The following is a 15653-nucleotide window of genomic DNA, read 5'->3' on the forward strand; positions in this document are numbered from 1 at the left end:
GGTTCAGGCCGGTTGTTCCACCGGCGGCTTGGCCACCGAGCAGAGGCGGATCGAGTCGGCGAGGATCTCGATGGCCTTCGGCCGCGGGAAGCTGGCGCGCCAGGCGATGGCCACGGTGCGGAACGGTGCGGGCGCGGTCAGCGGGCGGACTTCGATGACGCCCGGCGCGTAATGATGGCTGTGCACCGCCGACAGCGGCAGGATCGACACGCCCAGGCCCGATGCGACCATGTGGCGGATGGTTTCCAGCGAGCTGGACTCGACCGTGGTGTGCTTGGAGCCCTCGCCGCCCTTGTTCAGCGTCGGGCAGGCCTCGAGCACCTGGTCGCGGAAGCAGTGGCCCTCGCCGAGCAGCAGCAGGCTCTTGTCGTTGAGCATGGCGGTGTCGATGGTGTCCTTGGCGGTCCACGGGTGGTCGGCCGGCATCAAGGCGCAGAACGGCTCGTCGTACAGCGGCAAGGTCAGCACGTCGGCCTCGTTGAACGGCAGGGCGATGATCACCGCGTCCAGTTCGCCGTTGCGCAGCTTTTCACGCAGCACGTGGGTGAAGTTCTCTTCGATGTACAACGGCATCTGCGGCGCCACGCGGTGCAACTGCGGGATCAGGTGCGGGAACAGATAGGGGCCGACGGTGTAGATGGCGCCGACCTTGAGCGGCGCGGTCAGCTGGTTCTTGCCGGCCTGGGCCAGCTCGCGGATGCCCTGGGCCTGCTCCAGCACCTTCTGCGCCTGGGCGACGATGCTCTCGCCGACCGGCGTGAGGCGCACCGCGCTCTTGCTGCGCTCGAAGATCAGCACGCCGAGTTCGTCCTCAAGCTTCTTCACGCCCACCGACAGGGTCGGTTGGCTGACGTGGCAACGCTCGGCCGCGTGGCCGAAGTGCTGCTCTTGCGCGAGGGTGACGATGTAGCGAAGTTCGGTGAGGGTCATAACGTGCGTCCATGAAGTTGCGGCCCCAGCATAGCGGCTGCAATCGATAGACGCACGTTATCAGACTTGCCGTTTTGTGACAGAAACAAAAACGTCAGCGTCGGTCCAGCGAATAGACGAACGGCGCAACGACTTCGATCGTGCCATTGTTCAGCAACTCCGCCGGAGGCTTTGGCACCGTGCCGGCACGGCGGATCATCTCCAGCGTGGCCCGGTCAAGCGCCGCACTGCCGGAACCGCCGGCCAGCGCGTACGAGACCACCTTGCCTTCGGCGTCGACGACGAAGCGCAGGCGGTTTATGCCCTGCAGTCCGCGACGGCGAGCGTCCTCGGGGTACTTCTTGTACTTGGCCAGGTGGCGCAGCAGATCGCTCTGCCAGCTCGGCAGGGCATTGCTGTTGGACGCGATGCTCGGCTGCGGCGCCGCCGACTTCTGCGGTGGCGTGTTGCTCGGCGGCGTGTCCGCGACGTCGTCCTTGGCTGGCGGCTCGTCCTTCGGCGGCTCAAGCTTCTTCTCGGGCTTGGGCGGCTGTGGCTTGGCCTTGGGCTTGGGCGGCTTGGGGATGGCGATCTTCGGCTTCGGCGCCTCTGCCAGCTTCGGCAGCGGCGGTTCCTCGACCGGCGTCGGCGGCTTCGGGGCGGCCTTGGGTGGCGGCGGTGGCGCGGGCTCGGGCAGCGGTGCCAGCTCGACCATCATCGCTGCCGGCGGCAACTCGAGGGCCTGGGGCACCGACCAGTTGAGCGTCAGCAGCACGGCGACCGCGTGCACGCCCAGCACGATCGCCAGGCTGCCACCGTAGCGCGCCATGTTTGAGCGCGTTTTCGTCATTTCTTGGCTGCCGTCTCGAGTCCGACCAGGCCGACCTTGAGGTAGCCGGCGGCACGCATGGTGTTCATCACTTCCATCAGGTCGCCGTAATCGACGCCCTTGTCAGCCTGGAAGAAGATGGTGGTTTCCTTGTCGCCCTTGGTCTTGGCGTCGAGCATGGCGCCAAGCTGGTCGCGCTGGGCCACCTCGTCGTCGCCGAGGTAGAGCTTCTTGTCGGCCTTGACGCTGACGAACACCGGCTTCTCGGGCCTCGGCGCGGGCTTCGCGGTCGAGGCGGGCAGGTCGACCTTGATGTCGACCGTGGCCAGGGGGGCCGCGACCATGAAGATGATCAGCAGCACCAGCATTACGTCGATGAACGGCGTGACGTTGATTTCGTGGTTCTCGGCGAGGTCGTCGCCACCTTCGTTGAGATGCAGGCCCATGGCTTACCCCACTTTCACCATGTGCGGGGCGGCGCGCTCGCTGCCCTGGTGGTCCAGGTCGCGGCTGACCAGCAGCAGGACCTGGGCGGAGGCGTCGGACACCTGTGCCTTGTAGCCGGCGATGGAGCGGGCGAAGACGTTGTAGATGACCACGGCCGGGATCGCGGCGACCAGACCCAGGGCGGTGGCCAGCAGGGCTTCGGCGATACCTGGGGCGACCACGGCGAGGTTGGTGGTCTGGGTCTTGGCGATGCCGATGAAGCTGTTCATGATGCCCCAAACGGTGCCGAACAGACCGACGAACGGTGCGGTGGAACCGATGGTAGCCAGTACGCCGGTGCCGCTGCTCATGGTCCGGCCACTGGCGGCTACCAGGCGCTCCAGGCGGAAACTGACGCGTTCCTTGATGCCTTCCTTCTCGCGGGCATTGGCCGACAGGCGCATTTCTTCGAGGGCGTCATGCACCAGGATGTGGGCCAGGGTGCCTTCCTTGTTCGACACCTCGCTGGCCTCTTTCAGGCTCACCGAGCGCTTCAGGGCGGCGATCTCGCCACGCAGGCGGCGCTTGGCGCCCATCAGCTCGAAGCCCTTGGCGATCCAGATGGTCCAGGTGATGATCGAGGCGATGGCCAGGCCGATCATCACGGCCTTCACCACCACGTCGGCGTTCTTGTACATGCCCCATGGGGACAGGTCGTGGGCCATGCCCAGCGAGGTGTCTTCGACCATCGCCTGCACGTTCTCGTTGGCCGGGGCCTGGCCTTCCACCGGCGCAGTCGCGTCGGCTGGTGCGGCAACCGGGGCCTGGCCTTCTGCGGCAGGCGTGGCTGGGGCGGCGGCAGCGGCGGGTGCCGGGGTGGCGGCGACAGGCTCTTCGGCCATGGCTGCCGGGGCCAGTACCAGGCTGAACATCAGCGCGGCAATGGCGCGCCAAGCGCGCGACGGGGTTGGCGAAGCGGAAGGTTGAGTACGTGTCATGCTGGCCGGACCTGATGAAGAGAAATGGGTTGAGTTCTTCAAGGCCTCGAAGCAGGCCGAGAACAGACAGGGTCGCCATTATTGCAAGTAATTCTTGTTAACAAAAGTAATAATGTTGCTTTTTTTGACCTTGGTATAGCCGTTTATCGCGCTAACCCGATAGCCTGTGCCTTTCGCATTAGGAGGTTTGGTATGTCAGACGTTTCAGCTTTGATCGTGGGTTGCGGTGATGTGGGCAGCCGCCTGGCCCGCCAACTGCTTGCTCAAGGCTGGCAGGTCAGCGGCTTGCGCCGTTCGGTCGATCAGTTGCCCGAAGGGGTTCGGCCGATCGCCGCCGATCTGGCCGAGCCGCAGATACCGAGCGCTTGGCCCGAGCAGGGACCTGATTACCTGGTGTATTGCGTGGCGGCCAGCCAGCACGATGAAGCCGGCTACCAGGCGGCCTATGTCGAAGGTTTGCGCCATGTGCTGGGATGGCTGGCGGCGAAAGGGCAGCGGCCACGACGCCTGGTGTTCGTGTCCAGCAGCAGCGTGTATGCGCAGCAGGACGGTGAATGGATTGCCGAAGCGGCAGCCACGCAGCCCGAGGGCTATTCCGGCAAGGTGATGCTCGAGGCTGAGCGGCTGGCGCTGGACAGCGGCATTCCCGCGACGATCGTGCGCCTGACCGGCATCTATGGTCCGGGGCGCGAGTGGTTGCTGAGTCAGGTGCGCCAGGGGTATCGCGTGGCCGAGGAGCCACCGTTGTACGGCAATCGCATTCATGCCGAGGATGCCGCCGGCCTGATGGCGCACCTGCTGCGGGCCGATGCCCGGGGTGTTGCGCTGGATGACTGCTATATCGGCGTGGATGACGATCCGGCGCCGCTGGCCGAGGTGGTGGCCTGGCTGCGTGAATACCTGGGCGTTACCCAGTGGTCGGATGAGCAGCGGGTGCGGCGCACCGGCAGCAAGCGCTGCAGCAATGCGCGGGCGCGGGCGTTGGGGTGGGTGCCGATGTATCCGAGTTACAAAGAGGGGTATGCCGCCATTCTGCAAGGGCGTGGTTGAGACTACCGGCCCTATCGCGGGGCAAGCCCGCTCCCACGCATATCGTGGGAGCGGGCTTGCCCCGCGATGTTGGCTAATCCTTTTCCAGCACCCACTGCCGCGCACCGGCGGCCAGTTGCGGCATTTCATCCGGTTGGGCGCGGTTTACCGCCTGGAAGATTTCCAGGGTGTCGCCGTCGCGCTTGAAGATCCATGGCGCGCCACGCTGGTCGCGCTCCAGCCATAGGCTGTCGTTGCCATCGCCCATGGTCGCGCAGTCGCCCGCCAGGCAAAGGGCGAAGCGGTCAGGGCCAGGCAGGCCGGTAACGTTGCCGGTGTCGCTGAAGCGCACCACTGCGCCCTTGCCCTGTCCTTCGACGATCTTCCAGTCGCCGCCCAGGTATTGCTGGTACAGCGCCTTCTCGAAGCTGCCACCCAGCGGCGTGTTCTGTGGGCCTTCGCTGCGCACGAAGGTTTGCTGGTGACCGGACGGGTCGATCGCCAGCAACTCGTCGCCGTCGAGCTTGAGCTGTTCGACCAGGCCACCTTCGAAGCTGACCTGCCAGTCTTTCTCGTTGGCGCTCAGGCGCCCGTCGGCAGCCTCGAAGCCATTGCTGAAGCTGGCCTGCTGGTTCTTGACGTCGATCTTCCACTCGAACACCGGGCCCTGGGCGTCGAGAGCCTGGCGCAGGCTGGTGCCTTTGCGGGCGGCGTCGATGGCGGCCTGGTTGATCCAGGTGCCGTTGAAGTCTTCGGGTTTATGGCTGGCGCAGCCGCCCAGGAGCAGGGCTGCCAGCGCGATAGGCAATGCGTGGCGCATGGGGGAAACCTTGGGGCAGGAGAGGGTGGTGACGGGCTTGATGCCCGTCACCGGGAGCATCACTCGAGGACCAGGATGGCGTCCATCTCGACCTGGGCACCCTTCGGCAGCGCGGCGACGCCGATGGCGGCGCGGGCCGGGTAGGGCTGTTCGAAGTAACGGCCCATGATTTCGTTGACCTTGGCGAAGTGGCTCAGGTCGGTGAGGAAGATGTTCAGCTTGACGATGTCCTTGAACGAACCGCCAGCGGCTTCGGCCACCGACTTCAGGTTCTCGAACACCTGGACGGTCTGGGCTTCGAAGCCTTCGACCAGTTCCATGGTCTTCGGATCGAGCGGGATCTGGCCCGACATGTACACAGTGTTGCCAGCCTTGATCGCTTGAGAGTAGGTGCCGATGGCGGCAGGGGCCTTGTCGCTGGTGATGACGGTCTTGCTCATGATGACTCCTTGCGGTTGGCGGACTACGCACGCATCCGGGTGATGCGGACCACGCCGGTCAAGGTGCGCAGCTTCTTGATCACGCGGGCCAGGTGCACACGGTCGTGCACGCTGACCACCAGTTGGACCACGCTGATACGGCCGTCGCGTTCGTCCATGCTGATTTTCTCGATGTTGCCGTCGGCGGCGTTGACGCTGCTGGCCAGCAGCGCGATCAGGCCGCGCTGGTGTTCCAGCTCGACGCGCAGCTCGACGTTGAACTCGCCGGTGATGTCCTTGGCCCAAGAGAGCTGCAGGCACTTCTCCGGGTTGTGGCGGACTTCACTGATGTTGCGGCAGTCTTCCAGGTGCACGACCATGCCTTTGCCGGCCGACAGGTGGCCGACGATAGGGTCGCCCGGGATCGGGGTGCAGCACTTGGCGTAGCTGAGCACCAGGCCCTCGGTACCGCGGATCGCCAGCGGGCCTTCCGGCGCCGGCAGTTGCTCGCCTTCGGCGGACAGCAGGCGGCGGGCGACCACGTAGGCCATGCGGTTGCCCAGGCCGATGTCCTCGAGCAGGTCCTCGAGCAGTTCCAGGCGGTACTCGGCGAGGATCGACTGGATGCGCTCCTGGGGGATCTTCTCCAGGCTGCTGTCGAAGCCGGTCAGCACCTTGTTCAGCAGGCGCTCGCCGAGGCTGATGGACTCGGAGCGGCGCTGTTGCTTGAGGGCATGACGAATGTGCGTGCGCGCCTTGCCGGTGACCACGAAGTTGAGCCAGGCCGGGTTCGGCCGGGCGCCCGGCGCGCTGACGATCTCGACGGTGGAGCCGCTCTGCAGCGGCTCGGACAGCGGCGCCAGGCGGCGGTTGATGCGGCAGGCGATGCAGCTGTTGCCGACGTCGGTGTGCACCGCGTAGGCGAAGTCGACGGCGGTGGAGCCCTTGGGCAGCTCCATGATCCGGCCTTTGGGGGTGAAGACGTAGACCTCGTCCGGGAACAGGTCGATCTTCACGCTCTCGATGAACTCCAGCGAGTTGCCGGCGCGCTGCTGCAGCTCGAGGATGCCCTTGACCCACTGGCGGGCGCGGGCGTGGCTGCCCTTGGGCTGCTCTTCCTCGTTGGACTTGTACAGCCAGTGCGCGGCAATGCCGTTGTTGGCCATCTCTTCCATTTCGCGGGTGCGGATCTGGATCTCGATGGGCACGCCGTGCATGCCGAACAGCGTGGTGTGCAACGACTGGTAGCCGTTGGCCTTGGGGATCGCGATGTAGTCCTTGAACCGGCCCGGCAGTGGCTTGTACAGGTTGTGCACAGCGCCGAGCACGCGGTAGCAGGTGTCGACCTTGTCGACGATGATGCGGAAGGCGTACACGTCCATGATCTCGGTGAAGGCGCGACGCTTGCCGCGCATCTTCTTGTAGATGCCATAGAGGTGTTTCTGCCGGCCGCTGACTTCGCCTTGAATGCCATCGGCGGCCAGGCAGTTGGCCAGCGAGGTCTCGATCTTGGCGACGATTTCCTTGCGGTTGCCCCGCGCGCTCTTGACCGCCCGGTGGATCAGCGACGAACGCATCGGGTGCATGGCCTTGAAACCGAGGTCCTCGAACTCGACGCGCACAGTGTGCATCCCCAGGCGGTTGGCGATGGGGGCGTAGATCTCGAGGGTTTCCTTGGCGATGCGTCGGCGTTTTTCGCCGGACAGCACTTCCAGGGTGCGCATGTTGTGCAGGCGGTCGGCCAGCTTGACCAGGATCACGCGGATGTCGCGGGCCATGGCCATGGCCATCTTCTGGAAGTTCTCGGCCTGCGCCTCGGCCTTGGTCTCGAAGTTCATCTGGGTCAGTTTGCTGACCCCATCGACCAGCTCGGCGACGGTCTCGCCGAATTGCTGGCTCAAGGCTTCCTTGGCAATGCCGGTGTCTTCGATCACGTCGTGCAGCATGGCCGCCATCAGGCTCTGATGGTCCATGTGCATGTCGGCGAGGATGCTGGCAACCGCCAGCGGATGGGTCACGTAGGGCTCGCCGCTGCGGCGACGCTGGCCATCGTGGGCCTGCTCGGCGTAGAAGTAGGCCCGGCGAACCAGGTTGACCTGTTCGGGGCCCAGGTAAGTCGACAGCCGTTCGGCGAGGGCTTCTATACCCGGCATGGTTTCACCTCTTGCTGAAGAAGAGGGCCTTGCGCCGCACGGTGTCGACTGGGCATCAATCAGACGGCCTCGTTGTTCTCGTCCTCGAACGCGGCGAATACCGGATCCTCGGTGACGATCTCTTCGGCGGCGATGAACTCTGGCGTGACGATGCCTTCGGCGATTTCACGCAGGGCGACGACGGTCGGCTTGTCGTTTTCCCACGCAACGCGTGGCTCTTTGCCGCCGGTAGCCAGCTGGCGGGCGCGCTTGGTCGAGAGCATGACCAGCTCAAAGCGGTTATCCACGTGTTCCAGGCAGTCTTCAACAGTTACGCGGGCCATGGTCTTCCTCAGTAGCAAATGCGGTAGGCGTGCGCCCAGAATGGGCAGGCGGACTAGATAGTTTAAAAAATCACCAGCCAATAGGGAAGGGCTGTTTTGTCGGGTGCCCTTCCTCCGGTGCTGTTTGAGTCGTTTTCGCGGGCCCTGTGGGAGCGGGCTTGTCCGCGAAGCAGTTCACACCAAGCTGGGACGGACGATAACGGTTCCTGTTACCCGAAAACAACCGCCCCTGACGCGTTAACGCAACATTGCGTCGCGCAGGCGCGGGGTCAGCTCCTCGAACAGCGTCTGTACCGAGCGCAGGGCACGGCAATCGGGGCGGGTCAGCAGCCACAGCTGGGTGTCGCAGCCGGGCAGCGGGCCGCTCAGCGCCTCGACGCCGGGCAAGTCGTGGACCATGTAGTCGGGCAGTGCCGCCACGCCCAGGCCGGTGGTCACCAGTTGGGCGATGGTCGACATGCCGCTGCACTGGTAGCGCGGAATCAGCCCCGGGTGATGTTGGTTGCGCCAGACCACCGTGGCGTGGTCCTGCATGGAGTCGTCGGGGGCGATCCATGGCACGCTGGCGGCCGATTCCTGCAGGCGCTCGCGTAGCACCGGCAGGCCGCAGACCACGTAGGAGGTCGAGCCCAGGCAGCGGCCCACGAGGTGTTCCGGCGGCGTGTTGGTCAGGCGCAGGGCGATGTCGGCATCGCGGCGGCTGAGGTTGGCAAAGGTGTTGGAGGTGCCCATTTCCAGCGACAGCGCCGGGTAGTTGGGCATGAACTCGGCCAGCGCCGGCAGCAGCAGGCTGTGCAGCACCGCCTCGGTGCAGGTCAGGCGCACGGTGCCGCTGACCACCTGCTCGCCGCTGGTCAGCGCGATGCGCGCCGCGTCCAGCGCCTGTTCGGCGCGCTCGGCCTGCTCGGCCAGGGCCTGGGCGGTGTCGGTGGGCAGGTAGCCCTTGCGGCTCTTGACGAACAGCGCAGTGCCCAGTGCCGATTCCAGCCGGCGGATCGAACGGAAGACCGTGGAAACGTCGACCTTGAGCAGTTCGGCGGCCTTGGCCAGGGACCGGCCGCGCTCCAGCGCCAGGACCAGGGCGAGGTCCGCATGGTTGATCTGATATTGCATCGATGCACGCTCTGCTTGCCGAAATGCCAATGTCTGTTGCGTTGGGGCCATTTTATAGTGAAACGGCCCCCGGGAATCAATGCAGCCGGTCGGCAACCAGCCCCCCACGATGGGCCAGTGAAAAGAACAACAGCAGCACCATCGTCGCCTTTCGAGGCGTCATCCGCAGTTCCCCACATCGCCGCTCCGAATCAAAGGATGTACAGCCATGACGTCGGTCTCCCCGTGCGCCAGTTCTTCCCGCGAGATGAATGAGTTCCTGGATGCCCATCCGGATACCCAGTACGTCGACCTGCTGATCTCCGACATGAACGGGGTGGTGCGCGGCAAGCGCATCGAACGCGCCAGCCTGCACAAGGTGTACGAGAAAGGCATCAACCTGCCGGCCTCGCTCTTCGCCCTGGATATCAACGGTTCAACCGTCGAAAGCACCGGTCTTGGCCTGGACATCGGCGACGCCGACCGTATCTGTTTCCCGATTCCGGGCACGCTCTGCGACGAGCCATGGCAGAAGCGTCCGACCGCGCAGTTGCTGATGACCATGCATGAGCTGGATGGCGCGCCGTTCTTCGCCGATCCGCGCGAGGTGCTGCGCCAGGTGGTGAGCCGGTTCGACGACCTGGGCCTGGATATCTGCGCCGCGTTCGAGCTGGAGTTCTACCTGATCGACCAGGACAACCTCAACGGCCGTCCGCAGCCGCCGCGCTCGCCGATTTCGGGCAAGCGCCCGCAGTCGACCCAGGTGTACCTGATCGACGACCTCGACGAATATGCCGACTGCCTGCAGGACATGCTCGAAGCCGCCAAGGAGCAGGGCCTGCCCGCCGACGCCATCGTCAAGGAAAGCGCCCCCGCGCAGTTCGAGGTCAACCTGCACCACGTCGCCGACCCGCTGAAGGCCTGCGATTATGCGATCCTGCTCAAGCGCCTGATCAAGAACGTCGCCTACGACCATGAGATGGACTCCACCTTCATGGCCAAGCCCTATCCGGGCCAGGCAGGCAACGGTCTGCACGTGCACATCTCGCTGCTGGACAAGAAGACCGGCAAGAACATCTTTACCAATGACGACCCGCTGCAGAGCGAGACCCTGCGCCACGCCATCGGCGGCGTGCTGGAGACCATGCCGGCATCGATGGCGTTCCTGTGCCCGAACATCAACTCCTACCGCCGCTTCGGCGCCCAGTTCTACGTGCCCAATGCGCCGAGCTGGGGCCTGGACAACCGCACCGTCGCGGTCCGCGTGCCGACCGACAGCAGTGAGAACGTGCGCATCGAGCACCGCGTGGCCGGTGCCGACGCCAACCCGTACCTGATGCTCGCGGCGATCCTCGCCGGCATCCACCATGGCCTGACCAACAAGGTCGAGCCGAACGCGCCGATCGAAGGCAACTCGTACGAACAGCTGGAACAGAGCCTGCCGAACAACCTGCGCGACGCCCTGCGCGCGCTGGATGACAGCGAAGTCCTCAACCAATACATCAGCCCGGACTACATCGACATCTTCGTGGCCTGCAAGGAGAGCGAGCTGGCCGAGTTCGAAGTGTCGATCTCCGACCTCGAGTACAACTGGTACCTGCACACGGTGTAAGCCCATGAGCGCATTTGCGGTCCCCTTGATCGGTGTCAGCGCCTGCCGCCAGCAGGTGGGAAAGAACTCGTCGCACACGGTGGGCGACAAGTATGTCGAGGCCGCGGGCTTTGCCGGGCTGCCGCTGATCCTGCCGGCGCGTGATGGCGGCAGCGACACCCGGGCGCTGCTGGCCCGGCTCGATGGCATTCTTTTTACCGGTTCGCCTTCAAATGTCGAGCCGCATCATTACAATGGCGCCCCCAGCGCGGAAGGTACCCGGCACGATCTTGCACGTGATCGCCTGACCTTGCCGCTGCTGCAGGCGGCCATTGCCGCCGGTGTGCCGGTGTTGTGCATCTGCCGTGGCTTCCAGGAACTGAACGTGGCCCTTGGCGGCACCCTGCACCAGCGCGTGCAGGAACTGCCCGGCTACCTGGACCACCGCGAACCTGAGGACGCACCCCTGGAGGTGCAATACGGCCCTCGTCATCCCGTCGCGGTCACCGCGGGCGGGTTGTTCGAGCGCCTGGGCCTGGCGGCGCAGTTCGAGGTCAACTCGCTGCACAGCCAGGGTATCGACCGCCTGGCCCCGGGCCTGCGCGTCGAGGCACGGGCCCCGGATGGCCTGGTCGAAGCGGTGTCGATGCCTGATGCGCCGGGCTTTGTAGTCGGCGTGCAGTGGCACCCTGAATGGCGTTTCGCCGAAAACCCGGTTTCGCTGCGCCTGTTCGAGGCGTTCCGCGAGGCTTGCATTGCCCATGCTGCTCGGGAGGGTGTACGTCAGGAAACACGCTGACGTTAGCCGAAGGTCCAGGATGACCGTGCCCCACCACGAGCTTTCAATGAGTGAAAGCGGGCCCACTACGGCGGGCCTGTGAGAACAATTCCAATAGTTACGGCACAGACTCATGAATGAATACACAGAAGCCGGACGCCCACCCGACGTGGCGTCCGACTCGGGCAACACCCAGCGCAGCAAGGGCCTGGCCAAGGGCCGTCTCGGTCTGCTGGCCAGCGTCGTGCTGGGCATTTCCACCATCGCGCCGGTCTACACCCTGACCGGCGCACTCGGCCCGACCGTGCGCGAAGTCGGCGCCCACCTGCCGGCGGTGTTCATCGTCGGCTTCCTGCCGATGCTGCTGGTGGCCCTGGGCTACCGCGAGCTGAACTCGGCCGAGCCCGACAGCGGCACCTCCTTCACCTGGTCGGCCCGGGCCTTCGGTCCGATGATCGGCTGGATCGGCGGCTGGGGGCTGGTGGTCGCCACCACCATCGTGCTGTCCAACCTGGCGGGCGTGGCGGTGGACTTCTTCTACCTGTTCCTGGCCCAGATCACCGGCAACCAGGAGCTGGCGGCGCTGGCGGACAACCTGCTGGTCAACGTCACCACCTGTTGCGTGTTCATCGCCCTGGCGGTGTGGATCTGCTGTCGGGGCATGGCCACCACCATGACTGTGCAGTACGGCCTGGTGGCCTTGCAGTTGCTGGTGTTGATCGGCTTTGCGTTCGCCGCCTTCGGCGAAACCACGGCGCCACCACCGCTGGCATTCGATCTTGCCTGGTTCAACCCATTCGGCGTCGAGTCGTTCTCGGCATTCGCGGCCGGCCTGTCGTTGTCGATCTTCATCTTCTGGGGTTGGGACGTGTGTCTGACCGTCAGCGAGGAGTCGATCGGTAGCGAAGAGGTGCCGGGCAAGGCCGCCACCTGGACGGTGTTGCTGATCCTTGGCCTGTATCTGCTCACCGCCATCGCCACCCTGCAGTTCGCCGGGATCAGCGAGGATGGATTGGGCCTGGGCAACCCACGCATCCAGGAGAACGTGTTCGCCCACCTGGCCGGCCCGGTCATGGGACCGCTGGCAATCCTGATGTCGATCGCGGTGCTGGCCAGCACCGCCGCCTCGCTGCAGTCGACCTTCGTCTCGCCGGCGCGCACCCTGCTCGCCATGGGTTACTACGGCGCCGTGCCGCAGCGCTTCGCCACGGTCTGCCCGCGCTCGCAGACGCCGCGCTACGCGACCATCTGTGCCGGCATTGCCGCGGCGCTGTTCTACGTGACCATGCGTACCTTGAGCGAGAACGTGCTGGCAGACACCATCACCGCCCTGGGCATGATGATCTGCTTCTATTACTCGCTGACTGCTTTCGCTTGCGTGTGGTACTTCCGCCGCAGCCTGTTCGACAGCGTGCGTCACTTCTTCATGCGCGGCGTCTGCCCGCTGGTGGGTGGGGTGATCCTGTCGGTGATCTTCGTGCGCACGGCGATCGACAGCGCTTCGCCGGACTTCGGCAGCGGCTCGCATGTGGGCGGGCTGGGGCTGGTGTTCGTGATCGCAGCGATCATCTCGGCACTGGGGATCGTGCTGATGATGCTGTCGCGGCTGCGGGCGCCGGCGTATTTCCTGGGGGCGACCCTGCGCCAGCAGGCGACCATTCAGTTGCAGGACTGACGCATGGGGGCGCTTTGCGCCCCTTTCGCGACACAAGGCCGCTCCCACAGGTACAGCACAGTTTCAGACTCTGCACCGTACCTGTAGCGGCCTTGCCGGGGCGCCGTACCGGTCGGATAGGGCCTCGCAGAGGCCCCGGCGGTCTTCAGCCGATCAGTTGCTTGAGCAACTCACCATGCCGCGCCTGCTGTTTCTTCAGCAACAGGCGATTCGATGCGAACACCGCCTTCAATTCCTCCAGCGCCACGCCGAAGTCGTCATTGATGATGACGTACTCATACTCGTCATAGTGCACCATCTCGCTGACCGCTTCCTTCATGCGTCCGGCAATGATCTCCTCACTGTCCTGGCCACGACCATCCAGCCGTTGGCGCAAGGCCTCCTGGCTAGGCGGCAGGATGAAGATCGAACGCGCCTCGGGCATCAGCTTGCGTACCTGCTGGGCGCCTTGCCAGTCGATCTCCAGGATCAGGTCGTAGCCCTGGTCGAGGGTTTCCTGCAGCGCGCTGCGCGACGTGCCGTAGAAGTTGCCGAACACTTCGGCGTGCTCGAGGAAGTCGCCCTGGGCGATCAATGCCTTGAACTCCTCATGAACGACGAAGTGGTAGTTCACCCCGTGCTCCTCGCCCGGACGCATGGCGCGGGTGGTGTGGGAGACCGAGACGCGCACGTTGGCGTCGTCCTTGATCAGGGCCGTGACCAGGCTGGTCTTGCCGGCGCCGGACGGGGCCGAAACGATGTAGAGGGTGCCGCTGCTGTGATTCATGGTAGGGGTGGCCTTACTCGATATTCTGTACTTGTTCACGCATCTGTTCGATCAGCACCTTCAGGTTGACCGCCGCTTGCGTGCTGCGTGGGTCGAAGGCCTTGGAGCCAAGGGTGTTGGCTTCGCGGTTGAGCTCCTGCATCAGGAAGTCCAGGCGCCGGCCGGCGGCGCCGCCGGACTTGAGCACCCGGCGCACCTCGGTGACGTGGGTGCTGAGGCGGTCCAGCTCCTCGGCGACATCGCTCTTCTGCGCCAGCAGGACCATTTCCTGCTCCAGGCGCTGCGGGTCTAGCTCGGCCTTCATGTCGCCGAAACGATCGAGGACCTTCTGCCGTTGCGCGGCCAGCATCTGCGGCACGAGGGTGCGCAAGGTGGCGACTTCGCCGGCCATGCTGTCCAGGCGCTCGTTGATCAGCCTGGCGAGCTCGGCGCCTTCACGCTGACGACCCGCCTTGAGTTCGGCCAGCGCCTCGTCGAACAGGGCAACGGCTTCGGCATTGAGCGCCTGCGGATCGCTGGCGTCGGCCACCAGCACGCCTGGCCAGGCCAGCACTTCCAGCGGGTTGAGCGGTGCCGGCTGCTTGATCAGGCCGGCGACGGTCTCGGCGGCGGCGACCAACTGCGCGGCACGCTCGCGGTCGACCTGCAACGGCTTGCCGGCGTTGTCCTCGCTCAGGCGCAGGGTGCACTCGACCTTGCCGCGGGACAGGCCCTGGCGCAGGCCTTCGCGTACCGCGCCTTCAAGGTCGCGCAGCGCTTCGGGCAGGCGCAGGTGGGGTTCGAGATAGCGGTGGTTGACCGAACGCAGCTCCCAGACCAGGGTGCCTTGGCTGCCAGCGCGCTCGACACGAGCAAAAGCGGTCATGCTATGCACCATGGGGAGTACCTCGCGTATTCAGATGAACGGGGAGCCTGTCGGCTGCAAGGCGCAGGATTGTAGCGCAGTGCGGCCCGGGCGCCCAATCCGCCCATGCTACCGACCCTCCTCGGGCTTGTCGGAAAAGGTGACAGGCTGCGCGGGTACGACGACAGGCGTGCCTTCGGCGGGCGGCGGGCTCTATAATGCTCGGCAGATTCAAAGTCCCGGTACAGGTATCCCAGATGAAACGTCCAAGTGGTCGCGCCGCCGATCAGCTCCGCTCGATCCGCATTACCCGCAACTACACCAAGCACGCCGAGGGATCGGTACTGGTCGAGTTCGGTGACACCAAGGTCATCTGCACGGTCAGCGTCGAGAATGGTGTTCCCCGCTTCCTCAAAGGTCAGGGCCAAGGCTGGCTCACCGCCGAATACGGCATGCTGCCGCGTTCGACCGGCGAGCGTAACCAGCGTGAGGCCAGCCGCGGCAAGCAAGGCGGCCGCACCCTCGAAATCCAGCGCCTGATCGGCCGCTCCCTGCGCGCCGCGCTGGACATGAGCAAGCTCGGCGACATCACCCTGTACGTCGACTGCGATGTGATCCAGGCTGACGGCGGTACCCGCACCGCCTCGATCACCGGCGCCATGGTCGCGCTGTGCGACGCCCTGGCGGTGATCAAGAAGCGTGGCGGCCTCAAGGGCGGCAACCCGCTCAAGCACATGATCGCCGCGGTGTCGGTGGGCATGTACCAGGGCGAGGCCGTGCTCGACCTCGATTACCTCGAGGACTCCGCCGCCGAGACCGACCTGAACGTGGTCATGACCAGTGCCGGTGGCTTCATCGAAGTGCAGGGCACCGCCGAAGGCGCGCCGTTCCAGCCAGAAGACTTCAACGCCATGCTGGCGCTGGCGCAGAAGGGCATGACCGAGATCTTCGAACTGCAGCAGGCCGCGCTGGCCGACTGACGACACGCCATGAAGGTGCGC

16 protein-coding genes are annotated in these 15653 nt (G+C 65.2%); 5 read left to right on the plus strand and 11 right to left on the minus strand.

Features of this window, described 5'->3' with window-relative positions:
• Positions 1–3: 3 nt before the first annotated feature.
• The 4 genes from AC25M7_RS03250 to exbB all read right to left on the minus strand — a co-directional run bounded on the left by AC25M7_RS03250 (position 4) and on the right by exbB (position 3162).
• The gene (locus AC25M7_RS03250; RefSeq protein WP_028689956.1) at positions 4–930 is read right to left on the minus strand and encodes a hydrogen peroxide-inducible genes activator; all 927 of its coding nucleotides are present in this window, start codon (positions 928–930) and stop codon (positions 4–6) included.
• Positions 931–1024: 94 nt separating this feature from the next.
• Positions 1025–1759, minus strand: a complete 735-nt coding sequence (locus AC25M7_RS03255; protein ID WP_028689955.1) for an energy transducer TonB — start codon at positions 1757–1759, stop codon at positions 1025–1027.
• Complete coding sequence (gene exbD / locus AC25M7_RS03260) at positions 1756–2184, minus strand: TonB system transport protein ExbD (protein ID WP_023632733.1); 429 nt, start codon at positions 2182–2184, stop codon at positions 1756–1758. Before exbD ends, AC25M7_RS03255 begins: the two co-directional genes overlap by 4 nt.
• A gap of 3 nt (positions 2185–2187) precedes the next feature.
• Complete coding sequence (gene exbB, locus AC25M7_RS03265) at positions 2188–3162, minus strand: tonB-system energizer ExbB (protein ID WP_236180613.1); 975 nt, start codon at positions 3160–3162, stop codon at positions 2188–2190.
• A gap of 192 nt (positions 3163–3354) precedes the next feature.
• Between exbB and AC25M7_RS03270 the strand changes: the two genes are divergently transcribed.
• Entirely contained in the window at positions 3355–4212 is an 858-nt protein-coding gene (locus AC25M7_RS03270) for an SDR family oxidoreductase (protein WP_028689953.1), read from the plus strand.
• 73 nt (positions 4213–4285) lie between these two features.
• Here the strand turns inward: AC25M7_RS03270 and AC25M7_RS03275 are convergent, their stop codons facing one another.
• The 5 genes from AC25M7_RS03275 to AC25M7_RS03295 all read right to left on the minus strand — a co-directional run bounded on the left by AC25M7_RS03275 (position 4286) and on the right by AC25M7_RS03295 (position 9019).
• The gene (locus AC25M7_RS03275) at positions 4286–5011 is read right to left on the minus strand and encodes a hypothetical protein (RefSeq protein WP_028689952.1); all 726 of its coding nucleotides are present in this window, start codon (positions 5009–5011) and stop codon (positions 4286–4288) included.
• Between the two features lie 59 nt (positions 5012–5070).
• Positions 5071–5451, minus strand: a complete 381-nt coding sequence (locus AC25M7_RS03280) for a RidA family protein (protein ID WP_028689951.1) — start codon at positions 5449–5451, stop codon at positions 5071–5073.
• 23 nt (positions 5452–5474) lie between these two features.
• Complete coding sequence (gene spoT, locus AC25M7_RS03285) at positions 5475–7583, minus strand: bifunctional GTP diphosphokinase/guanosine-3',5'-bis pyrophosphate 3'-pyrophosphohydrolase (RefSeq protein WP_028689950.1); 2109 nt, start codon at positions 7581–7583, stop codon at positions 5475–5477.
• A gap of 59 nt (positions 7584–7642) precedes the next feature.
• On the minus strand, positions 7643–7906 hold the full coding sequence (gene rpoZ / locus AC25M7_RS03290; RefSeq protein WP_008091595.1) for a DNA-directed RNA polymerase subunit omega: 264 nt from the start codon (positions 7904–7906) through the stop codon (positions 7643–7645).
• A 237-nt stretch (positions 7907–8143) separates the two neighbouring features.
• Entirely contained in the window at positions 8144–9019 is an 876-nt protein-coding gene (locus AC25M7_RS03295) for a LysR family transcriptional regulator (RefSeq protein WP_028689949.1), read from the minus strand.
• Between the two features lie 208 nt (positions 9020–9227).
• On the opposite strand from AC25M7_RS03295, the gene AC25M7_RS03300 reads away from it, so the two are divergent.
• From AC25M7_RS03300 to AC25M7_RS03310, 3 genes are all read left to right on the plus strand, one after another.
• Positions 9228–10610, plus strand: coding sequence for a glutamine synthetase family protein (locus tag AC25M7_RS03300; protein ID WP_028689948.1), 1383 nt, complete (start codon positions 9228–9230; stop codon positions 10608–10610).
• Between the two features lie 4 nt (positions 10611–10614).
• Positions 10615–11388, plus strand: coding sequence for a gamma-glutamyl-gamma-aminobutyrate hydrolase family protein (locus tag AC25M7_RS03305; RefSeq protein ID WP_028689947.1), 774 nt, complete (start codon positions 10615–10617; stop codon positions 11386–11388).
• Positions 11389–11500: 112 nt separating this feature from the next.
• Entirely contained in the window at positions 11501–13042 is a 1542-nt protein-coding gene (locus AC25M7_RS03310; protein ID WP_062360116.1) for an APC family permease, read from the plus strand.
• Between the two features lie 145 nt (positions 13043–13187).
• Here the strand turns inward: AC25M7_RS03310 and gmk are convergent, their stop codons facing one another.
• Both gmk and AC25M7_RS03320 read right to left on the minus strand, forming a co-directional pair.
• Positions 13188–13808: a guanylate kinase gene (gene gmk / locus AC25M7_RS03315; RefSeq protein ID WP_028689945.1), complete on the minus strand. Its 621-nt coding sequence runs from the start codon at positions 13806–13808 to the stop codon at positions 13188–13190.
• Between the two features lie 13 nt (positions 13809–13821).
• The gene (locus AC25M7_RS03320) at positions 13822–14685 is read right to left on the minus strand and encodes a YicC/YloC family endoribonuclease (RefSeq protein ID WP_028689944.1); all 864 of its coding nucleotides are present in this window, start codon (positions 14683–14685) and stop codon (positions 13822–13824) included.
• Positions 14686–14909: 224 nt separating this feature from the next.
• On the opposite strand from AC25M7_RS03320, the gene rph reads away from it, so the two are divergent.
• Entirely contained in the window at positions 14910–15632 is a 723-nt protein-coding gene (gene rph, locus AC25M7_RS03325; RefSeq protein ID WP_009681991.1) for a ribonuclease PH, read from the plus strand.
• Positions 15633–15653 lie beyond the last annotated feature (21 nt).

The organism is Pseudomonas sp. P106(2024) (assembly GCF_057480815.1).